At 58.6% G+C, this 21,458-nt stretch carries 24 protein-coding genes; 14 read left to right on the top strand and 10 right to left on the bottom strand.

What is annotated here, in order from left to right:
• Positions 1–168: 168 nt before the first annotated feature.
• On the bottom strand, positions 169–936 hold the full coding sequence (gene gloB / locus AC2FNC_RS13315) for a hydroxyacylglutathione hydrolase (protein WP_480605199.1): 768 nt from the start codon (positions 934–936) through the stop codon (positions 169–171).
• Between the two features lie 61 nt (positions 937–997).
• On the opposite strand from gloB, the gene AC2FNC_RS13310 reads away from it, so the two are divergent.
• The 7 genes from AC2FNC_RS13310 (at position 998) to AC2FNC_RS13280 (ending at position 7,355) form a co-directional block, all read left to right on the top strand.
• Positions 998–1,732: a class I SAM-dependent methyltransferase gene (locus AC2FNC_RS13310; RefSeq protein ID WP_480622105.1), complete on the top strand. Its 735-nt coding sequence runs from the start codon at positions 998–1,000 to the stop codon at positions 1,730–1,732.
• A gap of 302 nt (positions 1,733–2,034) precedes the next feature.
• On the top strand, positions 2,035–2,595 hold the full coding sequence (locus AC2FNC_RS13305) for a F0F1 ATP synthase subunit delta (RefSeq protein ID WP_480493594.1): 561 nt from the start codon (positions 2,035–2,037) through the stop codon (positions 2,593–2,595).
• The gene (gene atpA / locus AC2FNC_RS13300) at positions 2,596–4,134 is read left to right on the top strand and encodes a F0F1 ATP synthase subunit alpha (RefSeq protein WP_480475432.1); all 1,539 of its coding nucleotides are present in this window, start codon (positions 2,596–2,598) and stop codon (positions 4,132–4,134) included.
• A gap of 12 nt (positions 4,135–4,146) precedes the next feature.
• Positions 4,147–5,022: a F0F1 ATP synthase subunit gamma gene (locus AC2FNC_RS13295; protein ID WP_480482282.1), complete on the top strand. Its 876-nt coding sequence runs from the start codon at positions 4,147–4,149 to the stop codon at positions 5,020–5,022.
• Between the two features lie 20 nt (positions 5,023–5,042).
• Positions 5,043–6,467, top strand: coding sequence for a F0F1 ATP synthase subunit beta (atpD, locus tag AC2FNC_RS13290; protein WP_480475437.1), 1,425 nt, complete (start codon positions 5,043–5,045; stop codon positions 6,465–6,467).
• A gap of 12 nt (positions 6,468–6,479) precedes the next feature.
• Positions 6,480–6,890 carry a F0F1 ATP synthase subunit epsilon gene (locus AC2FNC_RS13285; RefSeq protein ID WP_496715566.1) on the top strand — a complete coding sequence of 137 codons (411 nt, stop codon included), beginning with the start codon at positions 6,480–6,482 and terminating at the stop codon, positions 6,888–6,890.
• 114 nt (positions 6,891–7,004) lie between these two features.
• Entirely contained in the window at positions 7,005–7,355 is a 351-nt protein-coding gene (locus AC2FNC_RS13280; RefSeq protein WP_480553912.1) for an H-type lectin domain-containing protein, read from the top strand.
• A 28-nt stretch (positions 7,356–7,383) separates the two neighbouring features.
• On the opposite strand, the gene rpiB is transcribed toward AC2FNC_RS13280, so the two are convergent.
• Together rpiB and AC2FNC_RS13270 are read right to left on the bottom strand one after the other, a co-directional pair.
• The gene (gene rpiB / locus AC2FNC_RS13275; RefSeq protein WP_480487551.1) at positions 7,384–7,833 is read right to left on the bottom strand and encodes a ribose 5-phosphate isomerase B; all 450 of its coding nucleotides are present in this window, start codon (positions 7,831–7,833) and stop codon (positions 7,384–7,386) included.
• Positions 7,834–7,938: 105 nt separating this feature from the next.
• Positions 7,939–8,958 carry a ribose-phosphate pyrophosphokinase gene (locus tag AC2FNC_RS13270; RefSeq protein WP_480553913.1) on the bottom strand — a complete coding sequence of 340 codons (1,020 nt, stop codon included), beginning with the start codon at positions 8,956–8,958 and terminating at the stop codon, positions 7,939–7,941.
• Positions 8,959–9,065: 107 nt separating this feature from the next.
• Between AC2FNC_RS13270 and AC2FNC_RS13265 the strand changes: the two genes are divergently transcribed.
• Together AC2FNC_RS13265 and AC2FNC_RS13260 are read left to right on the top strand one after the other, a co-directional pair.
• Positions 9,066–9,668: a 2-hydroxychromene-2-carboxylate isomerase gene (locus AC2FNC_RS13265; protein ID WP_480919154.1), complete on the top strand. Its 603-nt coding sequence runs from the start codon at positions 9,066–9,068 to the stop codon at positions 9,666–9,668.
• A 14-nt stretch (positions 9,669–9,682) separates the two neighbouring features.
• Positions 9,683–10,498 carry an alpha/beta fold hydrolase gene (locus AC2FNC_RS13260; protein WP_496715564.1) on the top strand — a complete coding sequence of 272 codons (816 nt, stop codon included), beginning with the start codon at positions 9,683–9,685 and terminating at the stop codon, positions 10,496–10,498.
• Here AC2FNC_RS13260 and AC2FNC_RS13255 read toward each other — a convergent pair.
• Genes AC2FNC_RS13255 through AC2FNC_RS13245 form a run of 3 tightly spaced genes read right to left on the bottom strand, consistent with a single transcriptional unit; the run spans position 10,485 to position 12,921 of the window.
• The gene (locus AC2FNC_RS13255) at positions 10,485–11,519 is read right to left on the bottom strand and encodes a threonine aldolase family protein (RefSeq protein ID WP_480605204.1); all 1,035 of its coding nucleotides are present in this window, start codon (positions 11,517–11,519) and stop codon (positions 10,485–10,487) included. The genes AC2FNC_RS13260 and AC2FNC_RS13255 overlap by 14 nt on opposite strands.
• A complete protein-coding gene (locus AC2FNC_RS13250) occupies positions 11,519–11,992 on the bottom strand; it encodes a YcgN family cysteine cluster protein (RefSeq protein WP_480519167.1) in 474 nt (157 codons plus the stop codon). The genes AC2FNC_RS13255 and AC2FNC_RS13250 overlap by 1 nt, the downstream gene beginning before the upstream one ends.
• Positions 11,989–12,921: a bifunctional riboflavin kinase/FAD synthetase gene (locus AC2FNC_RS13245; protein ID WP_480519267.1), complete on the bottom strand. Its 933-nt coding sequence runs from the start codon at positions 12,919–12,921 to the stop codon at positions 11,989–11,991. The genes AC2FNC_RS13250 and AC2FNC_RS13245 overlap by 4 nt, the downstream gene beginning before the upstream one ends.
• Before the next feature lie 261 nt (positions 12,922–13,182).
• Between AC2FNC_RS13245 and AC2FNC_RS13240 the strand changes: the two genes are divergently transcribed.
• Positions 13,183–13,764, top strand: a complete 582-nt coding sequence (locus AC2FNC_RS13240; RefSeq protein WP_480519165.1) for a methylenetetrahydrofolate reductase C-terminal domain-containing protein — start codon at positions 13,183–13,185, stop codon at positions 13,762–13,764.
• Complete coding sequence (locus AC2FNC_RS13235) at positions 13,761–14,750, top strand: methylenetetrahydrofolate reductase (protein ID WP_480519163.1); 990 nt, start codon at positions 13,761–13,763, stop codon at positions 14,748–14,750. The genes AC2FNC_RS13240 and AC2FNC_RS13235 overlap by 4 nt, the downstream gene beginning before the upstream one ends.
• A 76-nt stretch (positions 14,751–14,826) precedes the next feature.
• Here AC2FNC_RS13235 and AC2FNC_RS13230 read toward each other — a convergent pair whose 3' ends face one another.
• The 4 genes from AC2FNC_RS13230 to AC2FNC_RS13215 form a co-directional block, all read right to left on the bottom strand.
• Entirely contained in the window at positions 14,827–15,270 is a 444-nt protein-coding gene (locus tag AC2FNC_RS13230) for a MaoC family dehydratase (protein WP_267362989.1), read from the bottom strand.
• A gap of 101 nt (positions 15,271–15,371) precedes the next feature.
• On the bottom strand, positions 15,372–16,247 hold the full coding sequence (locus AC2FNC_RS13225; RefSeq protein WP_496715562.1) for a TIGR01459 family HAD-type hydrolase: 876 nt from the start codon (positions 16,245–16,247) through the stop codon (positions 15,372–15,374).
• Positions 16,248–16,438: 191 nt separating this feature from the next.
• On the bottom strand, positions 16,439–17,359 hold the full coding sequence (locus tag AC2FNC_RS13220; protein WP_496715560.1) for a manganese-dependent inorganic pyrophosphatase: 921 nt from the start codon (positions 17,357–17,359) through the stop codon (positions 16,439–16,441).
• Between the two features lie 110 nt (positions 17,360–17,469).
• Positions 17,470–18,450, bottom strand: a complete 981-nt coding sequence (locus tag AC2FNC_RS13215) for a TraB/GumN family protein (protein WP_480622110.1) — start codon at positions 18,448–18,450, stop codon at positions 17,470–17,472.
• A gap of 109 nt (positions 18,451–18,559) precedes the next feature.
• Here AC2FNC_RS13215 and AC2FNC_RS13210 point away from each other — a divergent pair, with 109 nt between their 5' ends.
• The 3 genes from AC2FNC_RS13210 (at position 18,560) to groL (ending at position 21,365) form a co-directional block, all read left to right on the top strand.
• A complete protein-coding gene (locus AC2FNC_RS13210; protein WP_496715559.1) occupies positions 18,560–19,234 on the top strand; it encodes a DUF2161 domain-containing phosphodiesterase in 675 nt (224 codons plus the stop codon).
• A 152-nt stretch (positions 19,235–19,386) separates the two neighbouring features.
• Positions 19,387–19,674 (top strand): co-chaperone GroES, encoded by a 288-nt coding sequence (gene groES / locus AC2FNC_RS13205; RefSeq protein WP_209504786.1) that lies wholly within the window; start codon positions 19,387–19,389, stop codon positions 19,672–19,674.
• Between the two features lie 53 nt (positions 19,675–19,727).
• Positions 19,728–21,365 carry a chaperonin GroEL gene (groL, locus tag AC2FNC_RS13200; RefSeq protein ID WP_480475465.1) on the top strand — a complete coding sequence of 546 codons (1,638 nt, stop codon included), beginning with the start codon at positions 19,728–19,730 and terminating at the stop codon, positions 21,363–21,365.
• Positions 21,366–21,458: the final 93 nt, after the last annotated feature.

The following is a 21,458-nucleotide window of genomic DNA, read 5'->3' as shown; positions in this document are numbered from 1 at the left end:
GCTCCTCTGTCTTGGGTCAGAAGGGGGCGGGCTTTCGGCCGGAACCCCATCCCAACCATGTCCTCATACTATTAGAGTTTGGTTGATCGTGGCCCGGCTTCAAGGGTTTTCTTTCACTTGACAGTCACATTTGTTGTGACCGTGGCCGTGAAGAGGGGCAAATAAGCATCAGAACCTGTCTTTTCTACCCCGGATTTCGGCGAAAACCGCCGCAGGATCGGCGTTTGCCATACCAAGATGGGCCTGAATCGCCGGATCAGTGGCCCTCAGGAACGGGTTGGTGGCTTTTTCAAGCGCCAAAATCGACGGAACAGTGGCTTCGCCAGCGGCGCGGGCGCGGTCGATATCGGCAATTCGCTGTTTCAACGCAGCGTTCTCGGGATCGACGGTAATGGCGAATTTTGCGTTGGATTGTGTATATTCATGCCCCGAACAGACCAGAGTGTCGTCCGGCAAAGCGGCCAGCTTGCTCAGCGACGCCCACATCTGCGCCGGGCTGCCTTCGAACAGACGTCCACATCCGAGGGCCATCAGGCTGTCAGCGGTAAAGACGACCGCGCTTTGCGGAAGATAAAACGCGATATGACCAACCGTGTGCCCCGAAACGTCCATCACCTCGACTGGTTCGCCACCGACCTCAAAGCTGTCGCCTTCGGCAACCTGCTGGTCCAGCGGGGGCAGGCGGTGCGCGTCGGCGGCCGCACCGATGACCATTGTAGGGTGTTTGGCCAGAATTTCGGCTAGCCCTTCAACGTGATCCCAGTGATGATGGGTCAGCAGCACATGTGACAACGCCCATCCCCGATCTTCCAGCGCCGCAAGAATCGGCGTGGCTTCTGGGGCATCGATCAGCGCAGTCTGGCCATTGCCGCTGTCATGGGCCAGAAAGGCGTAATTGTCGCTGAGGCACGGGATTGTAACGATTTCAAGAGGCATGGCCTTTTGCCCTTTCATTGCTAGACTGCGCCCAGCTAAGCCGATTGACCGGATGTCCGCAATGCATCTTGATGTGCAGGATCTGAGGAACTTCTACTACCGCAGCACCCTTGGGCGCGCGGCACAGGCGGCTATTCGCGGGCGGCTGACCGAGCTCTGGCCCGAAGCCAAAGGTCAGACAGTTGCCGGTTTTGGCTTTGCCGTGCCGCTGTTGCGCCCTTATCTGGCCGATGCGCGCCGGGTCATCGGGCTGATGCCCGGCCCGCAAGGTGTGATGCCCTGGCCCGCGGGGATGCCCAATGTCTCGGTCCTGACGGAAGAGACCCGGTGGCCCATTGAAACCGGTCACGTGGACAAGCTTGTGGTGATGCACGGGCTGGAGACGTCCGAGCGGCCAAACCAGCTGCTCGAGGAATGCTGGCGCGTTCTGGGCCCCGGTGGCAGGGCCGTGTTCATTGTTCCGAACCGGGCGGGTCTGTGGTCACGTACGGACAAAACGCCATTTGGCTTTGGCCGTCCCTATTCCGCCACTCAGCTGGAAAATCAGCTCAGGTCGCACTACTTCCTGCCCGAGGCGCATTGCTCGGCTCTTTACATGCCGCCGTCCTTCCGGCGGTTCTGGTTGAAGTCGGGCAGTCTGATCGAAAAAACTGGCCAGCGCATTCCAACTGTCATGGCGGGCGGGGTGTTGATGGTCGAGGTCACAAAGAACATTCATCCGCCCCGGGGCAATGTCACCAAAGATGCCATCAGGAAGCCTATCAAGGCGCTTGATGGTCTGCTAAAGCCAGCGTGACAACCGTGTGCATCCCAAAGTGACAAATTCGCGAGAAAAAAGTCACAGGAATCGCAAAAACCTGCATATTCGTAACATTTTTCAACTGCCGCGACCGGTCCAAACGGTCGCACTTGGTGTAAGTGTATGAAAATTAACATTTTGTGGATAAATCTGTTACCGCTATAGCGTATTGCTTGGTTGGTTCACCTCTGCTACATCCCCGGTGATTTTGATCCCCGACCGTCTGGCCGGGGTTTCCTCACGCCCCAAGGTAGCGGCCGCTACCCAAAATCGGGGCCTCAAATATCGGAAGGGTGGACGTGTCCGAACCAGCTTCGATTTCCACAGGCATCGCCGAGCGCTATGCCACCGCGATCTTCGAGATCGCAAAAGAGAATAATGACCTTGCGGGTCTGGAATCCGGCATCAATGATCTGGCAGCAGCACTGGGCGACAGTGCCGACCTGCGCGACCTGATCGCATCGCCGCTGGTTTCGCGTACTCAGCAGGAAGCTGCGATCACCGCAATTGCTGACAAGATGGGCCTGAACGCCATCCTGCGCAATACGCTGGGTCTGATGGCGCAGAAACGCCGCCTGTTTGTTGTGCCGCAACTGGTGCAGGTGCTGCGTGACATGCTGGCTGATGAGCGTGGCGAAGTGACCGCCGATGTCGCCTCGGCCAAGGCGCTGACCAAGACACAACTGGAAAAACTGTCCAAGACGCTGTCCGAGCGTGTGGGCAAGACCGTAACTATCAATGCGACCGTTGATGAAAGCCTCATCGGCGGTCTTGTCGTCAAAGTGGGCTCGAAAATGATCGACAGTTCGATCCGTTCGAAGCTGAACTCCCTACAGAATGCAATGAAAGAGGTCGGATAAATGGGAATCCAAGCTGCAGAGATTTCTGCAATCCTGAAGGACCAGATCAAGAATTTTGGTCAGGAAGCCGAAGTGGCCGAGATCGGTCGCGTGCTGAGCGTCGGTGACGGGATTGCCCGTGTATATGGCCTGGACAACGTTCAAGCCGGTGAGATGGTCGAATTCCCCGGCGGTATCATGGGGATGGCGCTGAACTTGGAAAGCGACAACGTCGGTGTCGTTATCTTCGGTTCTGACCGTGACATCAAAGAAGGTGACACCGTCAAGCGCACAAACTCGATCGTGGACGTTCCAATCGGTGACGAGCTGCTGGGCCGTGTTGTTGACGGTCTGGGCAACCCGCTGGACGGCAAAGGTCCGATCAATGCCACCAAGCGCGGCGTTGCAGACGTCAAAGCACCCGGTATCATTCCGCGTAAATCGGTGCACGAACCGATGGCAACCGGCCTGAAATCGGTTGACGCGATGATCCCGATTGGCCGTGGCCAGCGCGAGCTGATCATTGGTGACCGCCAGACCGGTAAAACCGCCGTGGCTCTGGACACCATCCTGAACCAGAAAGTCTATAACGAAGCAGCGGGCGACGACGAGTCGAAGAAACTGTACTGCGTTTACGTTGCGATCGGTCAGAAGCGTTCGACCGTTGCCCAGCTGGTGAAGAAACTGGAAGAATCCGGTGCGATTGAATATTCGATCGTTGTCGCCGCAACCGCGTCCGACCCGGCACCGATGCAGTTCCTGGCACCCTATGCCGCAACCGCGATGGCAGAATATTTCCGTGACAATGGCCGTCACGCGCTGATCATCTATGATGACCTGTCGAAACAGGCCGTGTCCTATCGTCAGATGTCGCTGTTGCTGCGTCGCCCGCCGGGCCGCGAAGCCTATCCGGGTGACGTTTTCTACCTCCACTCCCGCCTGCTGGAACGTTCGGCAAAGCTGAACGAAGACTTCGGTGCTGGTTCGCTGACGGCTCTGCCGGTTATCGAGACCCAGGGTGGTGACGTTTCCGCCTTTATTCCGACCAACGTGATCTCGATCACCGACGGTCAGATCTTCCTGGAAACCGAACTGTTCTATCAGGGCATCCGTCCTGCTGTGAACACCGGTCTGTCGGTTTCGCGTGTGGGCTCGTCGGCTCAGACCGACGCGATGAAATCGGTTGCCGGTCCGGTCAAGCTGGAACTGGCTCAGTATCGCGAAATGGCGGCCTTTGCGCAGTTTGGTTCCGACCTCGACGCCGCAACCCAGCAGCTTCTGAACCGTGGTGCGCGCCTGACCGAGCTGATGAAGCAGCCGCAGTACTCGCCGCTGACCAACGCGGAAATCGTCTGCGTCATCTTCGCTGGCACCAACGGCTATCTCGACAAGATCGATGTATCTGACGTTGGCCGCTACGAGGCCGGTCTGCTGGCGCATCTGCGCGGCAAGCACGCAGACCTGCTGAAGTGGATCACCGACGAAGATCCAAAGATCAAAGGTGAAGCGTCCGACAAACTCAAAGCAGCGATCGACGAATACGCCGCGACCTTCGCTTGATAGGAGGTTCCGATGCCTAGTCTGAAGGACCTTAAAAACAGGATCGAGTCGGTCAAATCGACCCGCAAGATCACCAAGGCCATGCAGATGGTCGCGGCCGCAAAACTGCGCCGCGCCCAGGAATCTGCCGAAGCCTCGCGCCCTTATGCCGAGCGGTTCAATGCCGTGATGGCGGGGCTGGCGGCGTCGGTTGGGGGCAGCGACAGCGCCCCCAAGCTGCTCCGTGGTACGGGCAGTGATGATGTCCATCTGCTGGTTGTGCTGACAGCTGAACGCGGCCTGTGTGGCGGCTTCAACTCGAACATCGCCAAGCTGGCCCGCCAGAAGGCGGAAGAGCTGCGCGGCAAGGGCAAGACGGTCAAGATCCTGACCGTCGGCAAGAAAGGCCGTGACGCGCTCAAGCGTGATTTTGGCGATCTGTTCGTTGGGCATGTGGACCTGAGTGAGGTCAAGCGTCTGGGTTATTCCAACGCGCAGGACATCGCAAAGGACATCCTGTCCCGCTTCGACGGGGGCGAGTTCGACGTTGCCACGATCTTCTATTCGAAGTTCGTCAACGTTGTGACCCAGATCCCGACGGCACAGCAGGTCATCCCCGCCTCGTTCGAGGAATCGGAAGGTGACGACAGCGGTGCCATCTTCGACTACGAGCCCAGCGAAGAGGCCATTCTGGCCGACTTGCTGCCCAAGGGGGTTGCGACCGCGATCTTCTCGGCTCTGCTCGAAAACGGAGCGTCTGAACAGGGCGCGCGGATGTCCGCAATGGACAACGCGACGCGCAACGCGGGTGAGATGATCGACAAGCTGACGATCCAGTTCAACCGCTCGCGTCAGGCCGTGATCACCAACGAGCTGATTGAAATTATTTCCGGCGCCGAGGCGCTGTAGAGACAAACCGGAGACGAAACATGGCGAATGCAAAAGGCAAAGTCACACAGATCATCGGGGCCGTCGTCGACGTGCACTTCGAAGATCAGCTGCCTGAAATTCTGAACGCGCTGGAAACCACCAACAATGGCAAGCGCCTGGTGTTGGAAGTTGCTCAGCACCTGGGTGAAAACACTGTCCGCACCATCGCGATGGACGCGACCGAAGGTCTGGTCCGTGGCGAAGTGGTCACCGACACCGGTTCACCGATCTCGGTTCCGGTTGGCAATGCCACCCTGGGCCGCATCCTGAACGTCGTCGGCGAGCCGATCGACGAAAAAGGTCCGGTAGAGGCGACCGAAGTTCGCGCTATCCACCAGCCCGCACCGACCTTTGCCGAACAGTCGACCGAGTCGGAAGTTCTGGTCACCGGCATCAAGGTGGTTGACCTGCTGGCCCCTTACGCCAAAGGCGGTAAGATTGGCCTGTTTGGCGGCGCCGGCGTTGGTAAAACTGTTCTGATCATGGAACTGATCAACAACATCGCAAAAGTGCACTCGGGCTTCTCGGTGTTTGCGGGTGTTGGTGAACGGACCCGTGAAGGCAACGACCTGTACCACGAGATGATCGAATCGAACGTGATCAAGCCGGACAACCTGTCGGAAAGCCAGGTGGCCCTGGTTTACGGTCAGATGAACGAGCCTCCGGGTGCGCGTGCGCGTGTTGCTCTGACCGGACTGACCCTGGCCGAGCAGTTCCGCGACCAGTCTGGTACCGACGTTCTGTTCTTCGTCGACAACATCTTCCGCTTCACGCAGGCGGGTTCCGAAGTGTCGGCTCTGCTGGGTCGTATCCCGTCCGCTGTGGGCTACCAGCCGACACTGGCCACTGACATGGGTGCCCTGCAGGAACGCATCACCTCGACAAAGGCCGGATCGATCACTTCGGTGCAGGCGATCTACGTGCCTGCGGACGACTTGACCGACCCCGCGCCGGCAACTTCGTTTGCGCACCTCGACGCGACCACCGTTCTCAACCGTGCGATCTCGGAAAAGGGTATCTACCCTGCGGTTGACCCGCTCGACTCGACCTCGCGCCTGCTCGACCCGGCCATCGTCGGGGAAGAGCACTACAAGGTTGCGACCGACGTTCAGCAGATCCTCCAGCGCTACAAGTCGCTGCAGGACATCATCGCCATCCTCGGCATGGACGAACTGTCGGAAGAGGACAAGCTGACCGTGGCCCGTGCCCGTAAGATCGAACGCTTCCTGTCACAGCCGTTCGACGTGGCCGAGGTCTTCACCGGCTCGCCGGGGGTTCAGGTTCCTCTGGATGTCACCATCTCGTCGTTCAAGGCCGTTGTGGCTGGCGAATACGATCACCTGCCCGAAGCAGCCTTCCTGATGGTTGGCGGCATCGACGAAGTGATCGCCAAAGCCGAAAAAATGGCAGCAGCAGCCGCCTAAGGAGTATCCCTGATGGCAAACACCATGCATTTCGACCTCGTCAGCCCCGAGCGGAGCTTAGCTTCGCTCGAGGTCACCGCGGTCCAGATTCCCGGCGCAGACGGGGACATGACGGCGATGCCCGATCACGCCCCCACCATCACAACGCTGCGCCCCGGTCTGCTGAAGGTTGAGGCACCCGAAGGGTCCAGCGAATACCTGGTCACCGGCGGGTTTGCCCAGATCAACGGCGACAGCCTGTCGGTTCTGGCCGAAAAGGCGGTTCCGGTTTCGGAAATCACCCGTTCGCATATGGACGAGCTGATTGCCGAGGCACGCGCCTCGCACGAAGCGGCAAAGGGCGGCGACGAAATGTCGATCGTCGACGAAGCCGCCAAGCTGCTGGCCGACATGGAAGCGCTTGGGACGCATATGAGCCTGTAATTGGCTTAACAGTGAAAAATTGGAACGGCCTCGCGATTGCGGGGCCGTTTTTTTGTCGTGCTTTTGCCAAAAAGCAGGGATAAGTTGCGGAAATTCAAGTATAATGATGAAAACATGAAAAAATTTCTGACCCATCCCATTGGCATCGATCAAGGTGAAAGTGTTCTGTTTTCGGAATTTGCCGAAGGCGGGGACATGTGGACTGGCGAAGGCCCCCGCGAACGTCGGAAACCCATCCAATTCAAGGACACGTTTCTTAGCCCGCCCATGGTTCAGATCGGGATTTCCCTTTGGGATGTCGACACATCATCAGCCCTGCGCGCCGAGGTTCAGGCAGAAAATGTCACCACAGAAGGGTTTGAAGCGGTGTTTCGTACATGGTCCGACACGCGGATTGCCCGCATCCGGATCAGCTGGACCGCGTTTGGAGAGGTGGCACACCCGGACGACTGGGACATTTCCTGATCCTGGGCTTGCAGGACAGGCGCAGGCCTCAGTCGTCCTGCGCTTCGATCATATCGACCCGTGTGGCGTGGCGGCCGCCTTCAAATTCGGCACCCAGAAACGCATCCACAATATCCAGCGCCTGTCCTTCGCCGACAACACGCGCGCCAATCGACAGCATATTGGCATTGTTATGCTGGCGGATCATCCGGGCGGAAAACGCGTCCGAACAGACGCCGCAGCGAATGCCGGGCACCTTGTTTGCGGCCATCATGATGCCCTGACCCGTGCCGCAGAGGATTATCCCCAATCCGCAATCACCCGAGGCTACGGCCAGTGCCGCGGCCTTGCCGTGTTTGGGGTAATGGGTGCTTTCCGGGGTCGTCGGGCCGATATCGACCACGTCCCATCCTTGCTGCGCGATGTGGTTGGCCACGGCCTGACGCAGCTCGATTGCCGCGTGGTCGCTGGAAAGAACAATGCGTTTGTTGCCAGTCATGGAGATCGGTCCGCTTGTGTCGCTGATCGCGCGCATGAGGCAGACTTGTGCGCAATCGGTGGTTCAAAAAGAAAGGGACGACACATTCTGTCGACCCGTCCAAACTCAATCCATCTGGTACATGGATTCGTAGATCGGCGTCAGCGTCTTGTCTTCGAACAGGGATGACACGCTGGTTCCGTTCCAGATGTTCAGGATCGCCTGTGTAAAGATTGGCGCAGTCGGAACAATCCGGATGTTCTTGGCGCTCAATATCTCTTTGGTTGGCTGGATCGTATCGGTCAGCACCAGCGACTTCATCACCGAATTTGTCACCCGTTCCACCGCAGGGCCACTCATGACGCCATGCGTGATGTAGGAATGAACTTCTTTCGCACCGTTATCCAGCAGCACCTGCGCCGCCTTGCACAGCGTTCCGGCGGTGTCGCACATGTCGTCCACGATCAGGCAGATCTTGTCCTTCACATCCCCGATCACGGTCATCTCGGCCACTTCGCCCGCTTTCTCGCGGCGCTTGTCCACGATCGACAAAGGGGCGTTGATCCGCTTGGCCAGTTCACGCGCGCGGGCCACGCCGCCCACGTCAGGTGAAACGACCATGATTTCATCCAGATTTCCCTTGAACTGATGCCTCACATCCAGCGCAAAGATGGGCGAGGCATAAAGGTTGTCCACGGGCATATCGAAAAAGCCCTGAATCTGGGCCGCATGCAAGTCCATGGTCAGGATCCGTTCGATCCCGGCCCCTGTCAGCATGTTGGCCACCAGCTTGGCGCTGATGGGCGTGCGGGCCTTGGTGCGACGGTCCTGACGGGCGTACCCGAAATACGGGATCACGGCGGTGATCCGCTGCGCGGACGACCGGCGCAGCGCATCGGCAATGATCAGCAGTTCCATCAGGTTGTCATTGGCCGGGTTCGAGGTCGGTTGGATAATGAACATATCCTCGCCGCGCACATTTTCGAACACTTCCACGAAAATCTCACCGTCGTTGAACCGTTCGACACGCGCATCGACCAGACCCTGATCAACGCCTCGGTACAGGCTCATGCGGCGTGCGATGGCTTGGGCAAGCGGAAGGTTGGCGTTCCCAGCGATAAGCTTGGGTTCGTGAAGTGTCGGCATCGGCTGAGGTCCCCGGGCAGCAATGGCAATGTGACAGAATCGTGATGTTGACACCGCTTAGCATGGCCTTACCGTCCCGCAAAGGTAACGCAGCGGAGAAAGTGCACATGACCCAGATTGACTACTTTTTTGCGACACTCTCGCCCTATTCCTATCTGGCAGGGATGCGGTTGGAAGAAATCGCGGCGAAACACGGCGCGACGATCAACTATAAGCCGCTGGACATTATCGCCCTGTTCGCGCGCACCGGGGGGACCCCTCCGAAAGACCGGCATATCTCTCGTATCGAGTACCGCGCACAGGAGCTGCTGCGCCAATCGAAGAATCTGGGGATGGAGTTCAATCTGAAACCCGCGCACTGGCCGACCAACATGGCCCTGTCATCTTATGCGGTTATTGCCGCGATCAAGGACGGCTCGGGCGATGTGGGTAAGCTGTGTCATAGCTTCCTTCGCGCCTGCTGGGCCGAGGAAAAGGATATCGCACAGGACGATGTCATCCGCGAATGTCTGACGCAAGCCGGGTTTGATCCCGGTCTGGCAGACAGCGGCTTGCTGGTGGGGGCAGAAACCTATGCCGCCAACCTCGAGGAAGCCGTGGATCGGGGTGTCTTCGGCGCACCGTTCTACATCACGCCCGACGACCAGCGGTTCTGGGGTCAGGACAGGCTGGACGATCTGGACCGGCATCTGGCCGAGATGAACGGGTGACGGTCAGGGCCACGATGCAATCCGTTTTCGTCAGGCACTTGGGTGAGGGGGAGCGGAAACTGCTCGCCCTCCATTGCACGATTGCGCATTCCGGTGCCTGGTCAGGTTTGGCCAGTGCGCTGAATGGCTGTGCGACATTTGTTGCCCCGGATATGCTGTCGCATGGGCGCAGCCCGGATTGGGACGGGCAGGTTGATTTCTTTGACGCAGTGACAAGACCGGCCTTGGCTGAATTGACGAAACCCATGGATGTGATCGGGCATTCCTTTGGGGCGATGATCGCACTCAGGTTGGCGATTGAACATCCCGAGCGCGTGCGCAGCCTGATCCTGATCGAACCCGTGTTCTTTGCAGTTGCGAAACAGGATGCGCCGCTGTTGTTCGAACAGCACGAACGGGACTCCGAGCCAGTCAGTGCGGCCTTCGCGTCTGGTGACAAGGTTTTGGCCGCGCGCCTGTTCAACAGGGCGTGGAGCACGAAGATCAGCCCCAAATGGCCTGATTTGCCCGAGCGCACGCGGGCAAATATGGTGCGTGGAATCGATGCGGTTCCGGCTGTACACCCTGTGCTCTATGACGATCAGGCAGGGTTGCTTGACCCGGATCGGCTCCGGCGCGCATCGATGCCGACCCTGTTGCTGAGCGGGTCAGGGACGCCGCCGGTGATCCACGCGATTTGCGCAGGGCTGCAACGGCGCCTGCCTGATGCGCGCCATGAACGCATCAACGGCGCAGGGCACATGCTGCCGATTTCACACCCTGATGAAACCGGCGCTTTGCTGCGGGCGTTCTGGCAGGCCAACGCCCCGTTAGGCGTCAAAGCAGATTGAGAAACTGATCGATCTCCGCCGCTCCGATGGACCAGTCGCAAACCAGCCTGCACGCGAGGTTTTCGTTGTTATCCTCGCCTTCCAGCTCTGCACCCCAAAGGTGATAAACCGCGCCTGCCTTGTGCAGTTGCTTGTGCTTCGCGCGTGGGAATGAGGCAAAGATCATATTGGCCTGCGGTTCGTGCAGAAATGCGGCCCCCTTGGCGCGCAACCCCTCGGCCAAGCGGGCGCAGTTGTCATTGGCCTGACGCGCCATCTTCAGCCACAGGTCGTCTTCCAGATAGGCCGCCATCTGAGCGGACAGATAGCGGTGTTTGGAAAACAGATGCGCCCCGCGCTTGCGCCGCAGCTCAAACTCCCAGGCTTTGCTTTCATCAAAGAACACAACCGCCTCGACACCCATGAGACCGTTCTTGGTGCCACCAAAACTGACAGCATCTACACCTGCTTTCCATGTCATATCCGCAGGGGAACAGTTCAGCGCAACCAACGCGTTGGTAAAGCGCGCGCCGTCCAGATGCACGGGCAGGCCGTAAGTCTTGGCGACCTCGCACAGGGCCTGCAACTCTGCCAGCGAATAGACCGATCCGCGCTCGGTCACTTGTGTGATCGACACGGGTCCGCGCTGCGGCCCATGCACACCGCGTGTTTCCTCGCCCAGAATTGACCCGCGCAAAGCCTCAGGGGTCATCTTGTCTCCGCCCGGTACCAGGGTCAGCTTGGCGCCGCTGTAAAACTCCGGTGCGTTGCATTCGTCCTCGTGGATATGCGCGACTGGGGAACAGAAGACCGTTTCCCAAGGCTTTGACAATGTTGCAAGGGCGAGCGAATTCGCTGCTGTCCCGGTCGCCACCAGATAGACCGCAGCACCCGGAGCCTCGAATATACTGCGGATACGGTCGCGCACCTCGTTCATCAGCGTATCCGCGCCATAGGCCATCTGATAGCCCTGATTGACCTCGGCCAGCCTGGCCATGACCTGTGGATGAACCGGCCCGGAATTGTCAGACGCGAAATGCATCAGCTTGGCTCCTCGATTATGTAATCTTCCCACTCTTCCATGGGTGTCTCAAACTCAGACACCGTGCGCCCCTGAACCGAGATCCCGGCAGCGTGCACACTGTCCGCTGTACCAGATATCAACGGGTGCCAGTCGTAAAGCGGTTTGCCTTCCCACAGCAACCGATACGCGCAGGTTTGCGGCAACCAATAGGCATGTTCGTCGATATTGTCGGGGGTCATGACGATGCATTCGGGCACGAATTGATGCCGGATGTCGTATTGTACGCAGCGGCAGCTTTCATCATCCAGCAAGCGGCATGCGACGCAGGTCAGGGCCACCTCGCCCGTGTCTTCATCTTCCAGCTTGTTCAGGCAGCATTTGCCGCAGCCATCACACAACGCCTCCCACTCGCGCTGGTTCATTTGGCGCAGGGGTTTGCGCTCCCAAAACCGGGCAGGCAGGCCCGCGCGTTCAATCGGATCAACACTCATAGGGCGGTCAATATACCGCGGGCCTGTTCGCAGTCGGCATCCATCTGCGTGATCAGACTCTCCAGCCCGTCGAATGTCATCTCGGGGCGCAGAAAGTCGATCAGACCCACCGACAGGGTCGCCCCGTACAGATCGCCCGAAAAGTCGAACAGGAAGGTTTCGATATTGGGCACCTGGCCGTTAAACATCGGGCGCACCCCGATCGAGGCCGCACCGTGATAGCTGCCCTTATGCGGCCCATCCAACACATCCACCAGTACGGCGTAGACACCGAATTTTGGCGGATGCAGCCCTTCGATGGACATGTTCGCGGTGGGAAAGCCCAGCTCGCGCCCGCGCTGTTCGCCCCCGATCACTTCGCCTTCGATCCGGTGCCAGTGTCCCAGCATCGCGGCTGCGTCCCGTGGGCGGCCGTCGCTCAGCGCGGTGCGAATGGCGGTTGAGGATACAACATTTTCCGACCGTTCCATCAAAGGCGCAATCGTCACACCGAACCCCATGTCCTGCCCGAACTTCACCAGATCCTGCGCCGTGCCACTGCGGCCCTTGCCAAAGCAGAAATCGGCACCCACCACGACATGCGACAGGCCCAGCCCGTCGCAGATCACGTTGCGCGCAAACTCCATTGGCGAAAGCCCGGCCAGCGCGGCGTTGAACGGCAGTTCATAAAGCTTCTCTACGCCCAGCTTCTCCAGCCGGTGCGCTCGCGCATTGCCCCGCATCAGGCGGAACGGAGGCGCGTCAGGCGCAAAATACTCCCGCGGATGCGGCTCGAAGGTCAACACACCCAGCGGCGCGTCCGGCGCTGCATTACGGGCCAGTTCAATGACCGACTGATGCCCCAAATGAACGCCGTCGAAATTCCCGATTGCCACGCTGGCGCCGCGATCTTCTGGCTGGACGAACTGGATATCCCGGATGATGTGCATAGACGATTGCGTAGCGGCGCGAGTCAATTTGTTCAAGCGGCAGTTTGAATTCCAAGAATGCGATCCTGTGACTGAGCTTTGAACATTTCAGTTGGCCGGGAAAATGCATGAGGCCAATCCAAGTATTTCAGGCCAAGCGCCTCCAACCGCTTGATTCAAAAAAAACTCCGGGTTTAGACTGAAAATCCGGTTCCCTGGATTAAGGCGCACCGGATCAAAGCCCGGCGAGGTTCGAATGAACCCAGCACAGGAGGCAGACCCATGTACCGAATGCGACTGTTCGCGATTCGTCATGCCCGCACTTTCGAGTGGATCTATAAATGTGTCGAACGCGGCATGGTCGCGATGGACCCGATATTTGCAAAGATCGGATATAACCGCGTCGAACGCCCCATTGCACTGGTCGAGAAGGGCGTCAAAACCCTGTTGTTTGATTGCAAGATGTGCGGGCAATGCGTGTTGTCATCCACCGGAATGTCCTGCCCGATGAACTGCCCAAAGCAATTGCGCAATGGCCCATGTGGCGGCGTACGTCCCGGCGAGTTTTGCGAGGTGAAGCCGGATATGAAATGCGTCTGGGCCCTGGCCTGGAACGGAGCCAGCCGCATGCGGCACGGAGCCGACAAGATAAAAGAAGTTCTTCCGCCGGTGGAGCACACGTTGAAAGGCTCGTCATCCTGGCTGCGGGTCAGCCGCGAGATTGCAGCGCACGAGCGCGAGACCCGGGATGCAGCCCGGTTGGCGCTGGCCGAGGCATTCCCCGAAGCGCGCGAGAATGAACCTTCTGCGGCACCACTGGCCGCCGAACCACCCAACGCGATAAACCGGGAACTGAAGAAATGAGTGATACCCATCGCAACGAGGTGGAGCCGATTGGCTATGTTCCGGTTCCCCAAGGACATGTGTCGCACAGCCGGTTGGAGAAGGTGCTCCGTTCAGGCCGTTTCGCAGTCACCGCCGAGTTGAACCCACCCGACAGTGCCGACCCCGAGGATGTTTTTCAGGCGGCCCAACCGCTTGGCGAAGTGGCTGACGCGATCAATGCAACCGATGCTTCGGGCGCGAACTGCCATATGTCCTCGATTGGGATTTGTGCCTTGCTGACGCGCGCGGGTTATTCTCCGGTCTATCAGATTTCCTGCCGCGACCGGAACCGGATTGCCATTCAGGGCGATGTTCTGGGGGCTGCGGCGTTGGGCGTCAGTAACGTGCTGTGCCTGACCGGCGACGGCGTCGGCGTCGGGGATCAGCCGGGGGCAAAACCGGTATTCGATTTCGATTCCCTGACCCTGTTGCGGACGATCCGCACGATGCGCGATCAGGGAATGTTCCTTTCTGGTCGTAAGATCACGCGCCCGCCGCAACTGTTCCTTGGTGCTGCCGAAAACCCCTGCATACCGCCTTATGACTGGCGACCTGATCGTCTGGCAAAGAAGGTTGAGGCCGGGGCCGAGTATATTCAGACCAATTACATCTACGACATTCCGCTGTTCGAGAAATTTATGGCGCGTGTGCGCGATGCGGGACTGGACAAGAAAGTGTTCATCATCGCGGGCGTCGGCCCCATCGCGTCAGCGCGTGCGGCACGCTGGATGCGCAGCAATGTTCCCGGCATTCACATCCCCGATCAGGTAATCGAGCGGATGGAGAAAGCCGAAAAACCAGCTGACGAGGGCAAAAAGATCTGTATCGAACTGATCCAGCAGATTCGCGATATCGCGGGAGTGTCCGGCGTTCATGTGATGGCCTACAGGCGCGAACACGTGGTGTCAGAGATCATTCTGGAATCCGGTGCGTTGAAAGGGCGAAAACGCGCCCGCCCGTCCTGAAAGGCACAGGCAAAAAACAGCGTCCAAACAAAAAAAGGCGCCGGTCGGGCGCCTTTTGCATGGAAGTGTTCGCCGATCAGTCGAACTTGCGCGACGGGGCCAGTACCATGGCTTCACCGATCAGCACCTTCTTGCCCTCGACCGAGCAATGGCAATCCAGTTTGACGCGACGCTTGGAAAAGTCGATGTCGATGACTTTGACCTCGGCATAAACCATGTCACCGGGGCGCACGGGGGCCAAGAACTTTAGTGACTGCCCCATATAGACCGTGCCATGGCCCGGCAGTTGTTCGCCAATAACGGCCGAGATCAGCCCAGCTGTCAGCATTCCGTGCGCGATACGCCCTTCGAAGATTGTATCGCGGGCATAATCATCATCCAGATGCACCGGGTTCCGGTCTGTCGAGATCTGCGCAAACATCTCGATATCTTCGTCCGTCACCACTTTGCGCAGGTGGCGGGACATTCCCATTTCGATGTCTTCTATACAGATCGTTCCGCGTGGAAGATTGTCCAACATGTTGCCCTCACTCGAAATCGACCGAGAAAGAAAAAACCACTATCCGGCCCAGGTTGGCAACTTTATTACTTCGCAACTGCAGAAAATCAAGTCTTTTCTTGCTATCTCAATCGACCGATTGTGTAGGTTGGGTTGACCTTTTCCCTTTCGATATAAGCCGTTAGGGATTCGTGATCCGGATGGTGCGACGTTTTTGTCTCAGCAGCCGCCAGCCCGCCCGAAATGAACAGGGAATCAATGCCTTCACCCATGCCCCCCAGAATGTCCGTATGGGGGCCGTCGCCGATCACCAGAATGTCGCTGTCCGGGATATCATGGCCCAGTTCCTGCAACCTGCGGCGCGCCAGATCGTAGATCGGTGGGTGCGGCTTGCCGAAATACAGGCTCTCGCCGCCCATCTCGGTATAGAGCTTTGCCAAAGCGCCTGCACACCATTCGCGCACCTCGCCGCGATCGACAACAATGTCGGGGTTTGCGCACAGCAGCTTCATGCCCATCTGTTTGGCATAGAGGAAATCGGGGCGGTTCACGTCCGGGTCGGCCATCGGATCAAAAGGGCCACAGCAGACGATCCCTTCGGCCTCTCTCAGCGGGACACGTTCAATATGGATCGGGTGGTGCAGCAGTTTCAGGGGCTCGAAAAAGCCCGCATCGCGCTGCCATTCCCCCATGAAGTAAACCTTGTGCCCGACAGCACCACGGAACATCGCCGACCGTGCGGAATCGCCGCTGGTGGCAATGGTGTCATAGGCATCTGCGGGAACATTGAACTGCACCAGTTGCTCGGCCACACCCGCACGGGGTTTGGGCGAGTTCGTGACCAGAACAACAAGCCCCCCGTCCGCGCGATAGGCTTGAAGGGCTGCGACAGCTTCGGGATAGGCCGTGATCCCGTTGTGAACGCACCCCCACAGATCGACAAACAACGCTTTGTAGCGGGCGGAGATTTCGGACAGCGCGTGAACGATCTGGGTCATATGTGGCCTCAAGCTGAAACTGCACGAGCCTTATGACCGATTGGCAAGGGATTGGCCACCAATCGATCGGTGGCCGCCCTGTATTTCGTCGGTTGGGTAAAGGTCTGTTTAAGCGCAATGCCGAAGGCGCAGACTGAAGACCAATAATGCGAGGCCCGTTTTACTCAGAATGACGGACCCCGCGTGTTTTTTCAGACCTTCAGGTTCGGAATGATCTGCTTTTTACGGCTCATGATGCCCGGCAGAACCACGGCGTCGCCATCGACGGATGCACCAAAGCTTTTCTCGGCAACGGTTTTGACCAGATCATTGGGCACCAGCAGGGTGGCTTCCTCGTTCAGGATATCGACGACGAACAGCAGCACCTGATCGACACCGTCTTCTTTGGCGACATCCACCATCGAACCCGCCAGGCTTGCCTTGCGGTCCAGAATGACACCCGGCGCAGTGGTTTCCAGAACCGAGACGCGGAATTTGGTGCCATCGACTTCGTATTCCTTGCTGTCCATGCGGATCAGTTCGGCATCCGAGAAGGACGAGACATCCGATTTCGCCGCAAACATATCTGCCGAGTAAGCCGAGATATCCAGCTCCAACTCGGCTGCCAGCCGCTCTGCGACCTCGCGGTCATGGGGCGTGGTGGTGGGCGAGCGGAATTCCAGCGTGTCCGAAAGGATGCAGGTCAGTGCCGCGCCCTTGATGGCGTCGGGCATCTTGGCTGCATCGTCGCCCATCAGGTCAACCATGATGGTGGCCGTGCAGGCCAGCGGGCGCACGGTGATGTCGATCGGGCCTTTGGTTTCCAGACCACCGACCAGCTTGTGGTGGTCGATGATGGCGCGGATGTCAGCGTCATTGACGTTGGCGGGCAGTTCGGCAGGGTTGTTGGTGTCGACGATAACCACCGGAGTGTCCGCTGCCAGATCGTCCAGGATGCGTGGTTTGGGCAGATCCCAGTTGTCCAGCATGAACGCCGCTTCGGTGTTGGGCTCGCCCAACAGCACGGGCTCGGCCTGCACACCTTTGATTTCGTTGAGGTACCACGACCACAGGATCGGCGAGCCTGTGGAATCGGTGTCGGGGGATTTGTGACCAAATACGAGCGTTGTCATGTCAGCGTCCTGCGGAATGGAAATTTGCGCGCGTTATAGGGCGGACAAACGTCCTTGTCACGCCACAGCAGCCCGTCTGCGACGCTTGGTCTGAAAACCGCTGAACCAGCTTAGAAAGCGGCGCGTGTCAGCGTGTATCCGGCCTGCTCCAGCTGGTTCAGCAAACCGTGATCGTCACTCAGATGACCTGCGCCGACCGCGATCACTGCCGTCTGATCCGTGATGGCCAGAATATGCTCCATCCACAGGGCATTCCGCTGGACAAGCATTTGCTGCTCGAACCCGTTCCATTCCTCATCGAAGACGTCCCGGCTCAGCCCGGATTCCTCGAACCCCTGCAGGCGGGCGAGTTGTATGATCTCGGCGTGCTTTTCTTCCAGATATCCATTGGCCATGGTGGCCAGTTGATCGTTGCTTCCCATCATCGCCCCGGACAGCCGCACCAGCGACTCGACCTGCTGTTCCAGAGGGTGGCTGTCGAACATGGCGATCAGGTCGTCGATACGTTCCAGCGAGTATTGCGGAATGCCGTTTTCTGCGGCCAGATCGTTCAGGCGGGCGTCCATGCCGTAGGTCCCGTTCGGATCTTCCATCATGCAGGGCGGGATGCTCAGCATCATGCTCAAGAACCACGGTCGCATTTTGGCAGCCATCCAGCCGGGAATGCCGCGCTGGTGCAACGCGGTCGAGAATGCGGCCCAATCTTCATCTCCCATCAGGTCGATCAGGGTCGGCCCGGAAGTGATCATTACGGCGCTGAGATTATTGGCCAGATTCTTTTCGAAAGCATCCATGTCAGTCTGGGTGACTTCGAAATAGAATGCGTCAGCCTGGCTCAGGTCCGGAGACAGGCGTTCAACCACCTTTTCCATACGTTCGTCATAAGTGTGCAGGGTGCCAACGATGTGCAGAACCGTATCATCCTTGCGCGCAATCCAGTGGTTGCCTTCCGGAAAGGGGATGTCCGCCACGGCGCGTTGCAACTCGGCCCGCGCGTCATCTGACAGCAGTGGGCGCAGGTCCTGCCCATCGCACGCAGCCGCAGCCGTGATCGGGGCCAGTAGAAAAGCGAGAAACGTCAGCAGGCGCATGAACCTATCCGGTGTTGTGTCATCAAGGTGTCCCAGACATAGCCATGCCTGCGGCCCATGTTCAAGCAACCCGTCTGGTATTCCTCAACAATCTGCGTAGCATAGGCCCATGAACCGCGAGCAGGACCTCTATCCCCCGATCAAGGCGCTTTTGGAGCGTCAGGGATACACCGTCAAAGGAGAAGTGGGCGCAGCCGATATCGTCGCCATGCGCGAAGACGAGCCGCCTATGATTGTCGAACTCAAGCTCAGGTTCACGCTGTCCCTTTTCCATCAGGCGATTACCCGCCTGAAACTCACGGATCAGGTCTATATCGGGGTCAGCAAACCCACCGGGCGCACGGCCCGGCGGGCGCTCAGGGACAATCTGGCGCTGTGCCGCAGGCTTGGTCTGGGTCTGATCACCGTACGTGCCGATGGCACGGTCGAGGTGCAATGCGATCCGGGCCCATATGTGCCGCGCAAGGACAAGGCCAGGGCGGCGCGGCTGCTGCGCGAATTCGCCCGGCTGGAGGGCGACCCCAATTCCGGGGGCGCGACACGTCACGGGATCGTGACGGCCTACCGTCAGGATGCGCTCAAATGCGCGGCCTTTCTGGCCGAACACGGCCCAGCCAAAGGGGCCGAGGTTGCCAGATCTGTGGGTGTTCCGGTCGCCACCCGGTTGATGCGGGAAAATCACTATGGGTGGTTCGAGAAGGTTGAAAAAGGTGTCTACGCTCTTACCTCTGAGGGAACAGACGGCTTGAAACACTGGGCGTACAGCTGGGAACAGGCTGACTGAGGCGTTGTTAAAAAAATCCCAAACACCTTGTTGACTCGGCGTTTTAGACTCCCTAGCTATGCGTCGTTATCACTCATACACACCGAGTGCTAACGCCTCGTCGAAAGGCGAGGGGAGGATAAACAAAACTTTGAGCCCAAGGAGCTGCAAAGATGGCATTGAAACCGCTTCATGACCGTGTGCTGGTTCGCCGTACCGAAAGCGATGAAAAAACCGCAGGCGGACTGATCATTCCTGACAGCGCAAAAGAAAAGCCCAGCGAAGGCCAAGTCGTCGCAACCGGCGAAGGCGCGCGCAAGGACAGCGGCGAGCTGATCGCAATGGCGGTCAAGGCTGGCGACAAGATCCTGTTCGGCAAATGGTCGGGCACCGAGGTTCAGGTCGACGGCGAAGAGCTGCTGATGATGAAAGAAAGCGACATCATGGGGATCATCGAGTAAGCCCGCGCTTTCTCTGATCTTCCACTCAACACATTTTCTCAAGGAGAAACGACATGGCTGCAAAGGACGTCAAGTTCGACACCGATGCCCGCAACAAGATGCTCCGGGGTGTGAACATCCTGGCGGATGCTGTCAAAGTGACCCTGGGCCCCAAAGGCCGCAACGTGGTACTGGACAAATCCTTCGGCGCACCGCGCATCACCAAAGACGGTGTTTCGGTTGCCAAGGAAATCGAACTGGAAGACAAGTTCGAAAACATGGGCGCGCAGATGGTGAAAGAAGTCGCCAGCCGCACCAATGACGAAGCCGGTGACGGCACCACCACCGCGACCGTTCTGGCGCAGGCCATCGTAAAAGAAGGCCTGAAGCAGGTTGCAGCGGGCCTGAACCCGATGGACCTGAAGCGCGGTATCGACCTGGCAACAGCCAAAGTTGTCGAAGGCATCCGTGCTGCTTCGCGTGAAGTCAAAGACTCGGCAGAAGTTGCTCAGGTTGGCACCATCTCGGCCAACGGCGAAGCTGAAATTGGCCAGCAGATCGCAGACGCGATGCAGAAGGTCGGCAACGAAGGCGTCATCACCGTCGAAGAAAACAAAGGTCTGGAAACCGAGACCGATGTTGTCGAAGGGATGCAGTTCGATCGTGGCTACCTGTCGCCTTACTTCGTCACCAACGCAGACAAGATGGTGGCCGAGCTTGACGACTGCCTGATCCTGCTGCACGAAAAGAAACTGTCCTCGCTGCAGCCGATGGTTCCGCTGCTCGAGCAGGTGATCCAGTCGCAAAAGCCGCTGCTGATCATTGCAGAAGACGTTGAAGGCGAAGCGCTGGCGACTCTGGTTGTCAACAAACTGCGCGGCGGCCTGAAAATTGCTGCTGTCAAGGCACCGGGCTTCGGCGATCGCCGCAAAGCCATGCTGCAGGACATCGCAATCCTGACCGGTGGTCAGGTGATCAGCGAAGATCTGGGCATGAAGCTTGAGAATGTCACCATGGACATGCTGGGCACCGCCAAGAAGATCGAGATCAGCAAAGACGAAACCACCATCGTCGACGGTGCTGGCGAGAAAGCCGAGATCGAAGCACGTGTTGCCCAGATCCGCACCCAGATCGAAGAAACCTCGTCGGATTACGACCGTGAGAAGCTGCAGGAACGCGTTGCCAAACTGGCAGGCGGTGTTGCCGTTATCCGCGTCGGCGGCATGACCGAAGTTGAAGTGAAAGAGCGTAAGGACCGTGTGGACGATGCTCTGAACGCAACACGCGCAGCCGTTCAGGAAGGCGTCGTTGTAGGCGGTGGTGTTGCTCTGGTTCAGGCCGGTAAAGCACTGGAATCGCTGAAAGGCGCGAACGCTGATCAGGACGCAGGCATCAACATCGTGCGCAAGGCCATCGAAGCGCCGCTGCGCCAGATCGCCGAAAACGCAGGCGTTGACGGCGCGGTTGTTGCAGGCAAAGTGCGCGAGTCTTCGGATCCGGCCTTTGGTTTCAACGCTCAGACCGAAGAATATGGCGACATGTTCTCGTTCGGCGTGATCGACCCGGCCAAAGTTGTTCGTACCGCTCTGGAAGACGCGGCATCTGTTGCCGGCCTGCTGGTCACTACCGAAGCGATGGTTGCAGACAAACCGCAAAAAGATGCACCTGCTGGCGGCATGCCCGACATGGGCGGCATGGGCGGCATGATGTAAGCACGTCGAATTCGCCTCGGCGAATTCTGACGACCCCTGACAGGCGTTTGGCTGCAAGGTCAAGCTGTCGAGAGGGGAAGCCAAAGTGCTAAC

The sequence above is a fragment of the Ruegeria sp. BHSA123 genome, from assembly GCF_059613425.1.
This window is presented reverse-complemented; position numbering and strand designations above follow the sequence as displayed.

Bases quoted from the DNA above. Each gene is read 5' to 3' on its own strand.
- gloB (WP_480605199.1), bottom strand. From the start codon at position 936: ATGCCTCTTGAAATCGTTACAATCCCGTGCCTCAGCGACAATTACGCC.
- AC2FNC_RS13310 (WP_480622105.1), top strand. From the start codon at position 998: ATGCATCTTGATGTGCAGGATCTGAGGAACTTCTACTACCGCAGCACC.
- atpA (WP_480475432.1), top strand. From the start codon at position 2,596: ATGGGAATCCAAGCTGCAGAGATTTCTGCAATCCTGAAGGACCAGATC.
- AC2FNC_RS13295 (WP_480482282.1), top strand. From the start codon at position 4,147: ATGCCTAGTCTGAAGGACCTTAAAAACAGGATCGAGTCGGTCAAATCG.
- atpD (WP_480475437.1), top strand. From the start codon at position 5,043: ATGGCGAATGCAAAAGGCAAAGTCACACAGATCATCGGGGCCGTCGTC.
- AC2FNC_RS13285 (WP_496715566.1), top strand. From the start codon at position 6,480: ATGGCAAACACCATGCATTTCGACCTCGTCAGCCCCGAGCGGAGCTTA.
- AC2FNC_RS13280 (WP_480553912.1), top strand. From the start codon at position 7,005: ATGAAAAAATTTCTGACCCATCCCATTGGCATCGATCAAGGTGAAAGT.
- rpiB (WP_480487551.1), bottom strand. From the start codon at position 7,833: ATGACTGGCAACAAACGCATTGTTCTTTCCAGCGACCACGCGGCAATC.
- AC2FNC_RS13270 (WP_480553913.1), bottom strand. From the start codon at position 8,958: ATGCCGACACTTCACGAACCCAAGCTTATCGCTGGGAACGCCAACCTT.
- AC2FNC_RS13265 (WP_480919154.1), top strand. From the start codon at position 9,066: ATGACCCAGATTGACTACTTTTTTGCGACACTCTCGCCCTATTCCTAT.
- AC2FNC_RS13260 (WP_496715564.1), top strand. From the start codon at position 9,683: ATGCAATCCGTTTTCGTCAGGCACTTGGGTGAGGGGGAGCGGAAACTG.
- AC2FNC_RS13255 (WP_480605204.1), bottom strand. From the start codon at position 11,519: ATGCATTTCGCGTCTGACAATTCCGGGCCGGTTCATCCACAGGTCATG.
- AC2FNC_RS13250 (WP_480519167.1), bottom strand. From the start codon at position 11,992: ATGAGTGTTGATCCGATTGAACGCGCGGGCCTGCCTGCCCGGTTTTGG.
- AC2FNC_RS13245 (WP_480519267.1), bottom strand. From the start codon at position 12,921: ATGCACATCATCCGGGATATCCAGTTCGTCCAGCCAGAAGATCGCGGC.
- AC2FNC_RS13240 (WP_480519165.1), top strand. From the start codon at position 13,183: ATGTACCGAATGCGACTGTTCGCGATTCGTCATGCCCGCACTTTCGAG.
- AC2FNC_RS13235 (WP_480519163.1), top strand. From the start codon at position 13,761: ATGAGTGATACCCATCGCAACGAGGTGGAGCCGATTGGCTATGTTCCG.
- AC2FNC_RS13230 (WP_267362989.1), bottom strand. From the start codon at position 15,270: ATGTTGGACAATCTTCCACGCGGAACGATCTGTATAGAAGACATCGAA.
- AC2FNC_RS13225 (WP_496715562.1), bottom strand. From the start codon at position 16,247: ATGACCCAGATCGTTCACGCGCTGTCCGAAATCTCCGCCCGCTACAAA.
- AC2FNC_RS13220 (WP_496715560.1), bottom strand. From the start codon at position 17,359: ATGACAACGCTCGTATTTGGTCACAAATCCCCCGACACCGATTCCACA.
- AC2FNC_RS13215 (WP_480622110.1), bottom strand. From the start codon at position 18,450: ATGCGCCTGCTGACGTTTCTCGCTTTTCTACTGGCCCCGATCACGGCT.
- AC2FNC_RS13210 (WP_496715559.1), top strand. From the start codon at position 18,560: ATGAACCGCGAGCAGGACCTCTATCCCCCGATCAAGGCGCTTTTGGAG.
- groES (WP_209504786.1), top strand. From the start codon at position 19,387: ATGGCATTGAAACCGCTTCATGACCGTGTGCTGGTTCGCCGTACCGAA.
- groL (WP_480475465.1), top strand. From the start codon at position 19,728: ATGGCTGCAAAGGACGTCAAGTTCGACACCGATGCCCGCAACAAGATG.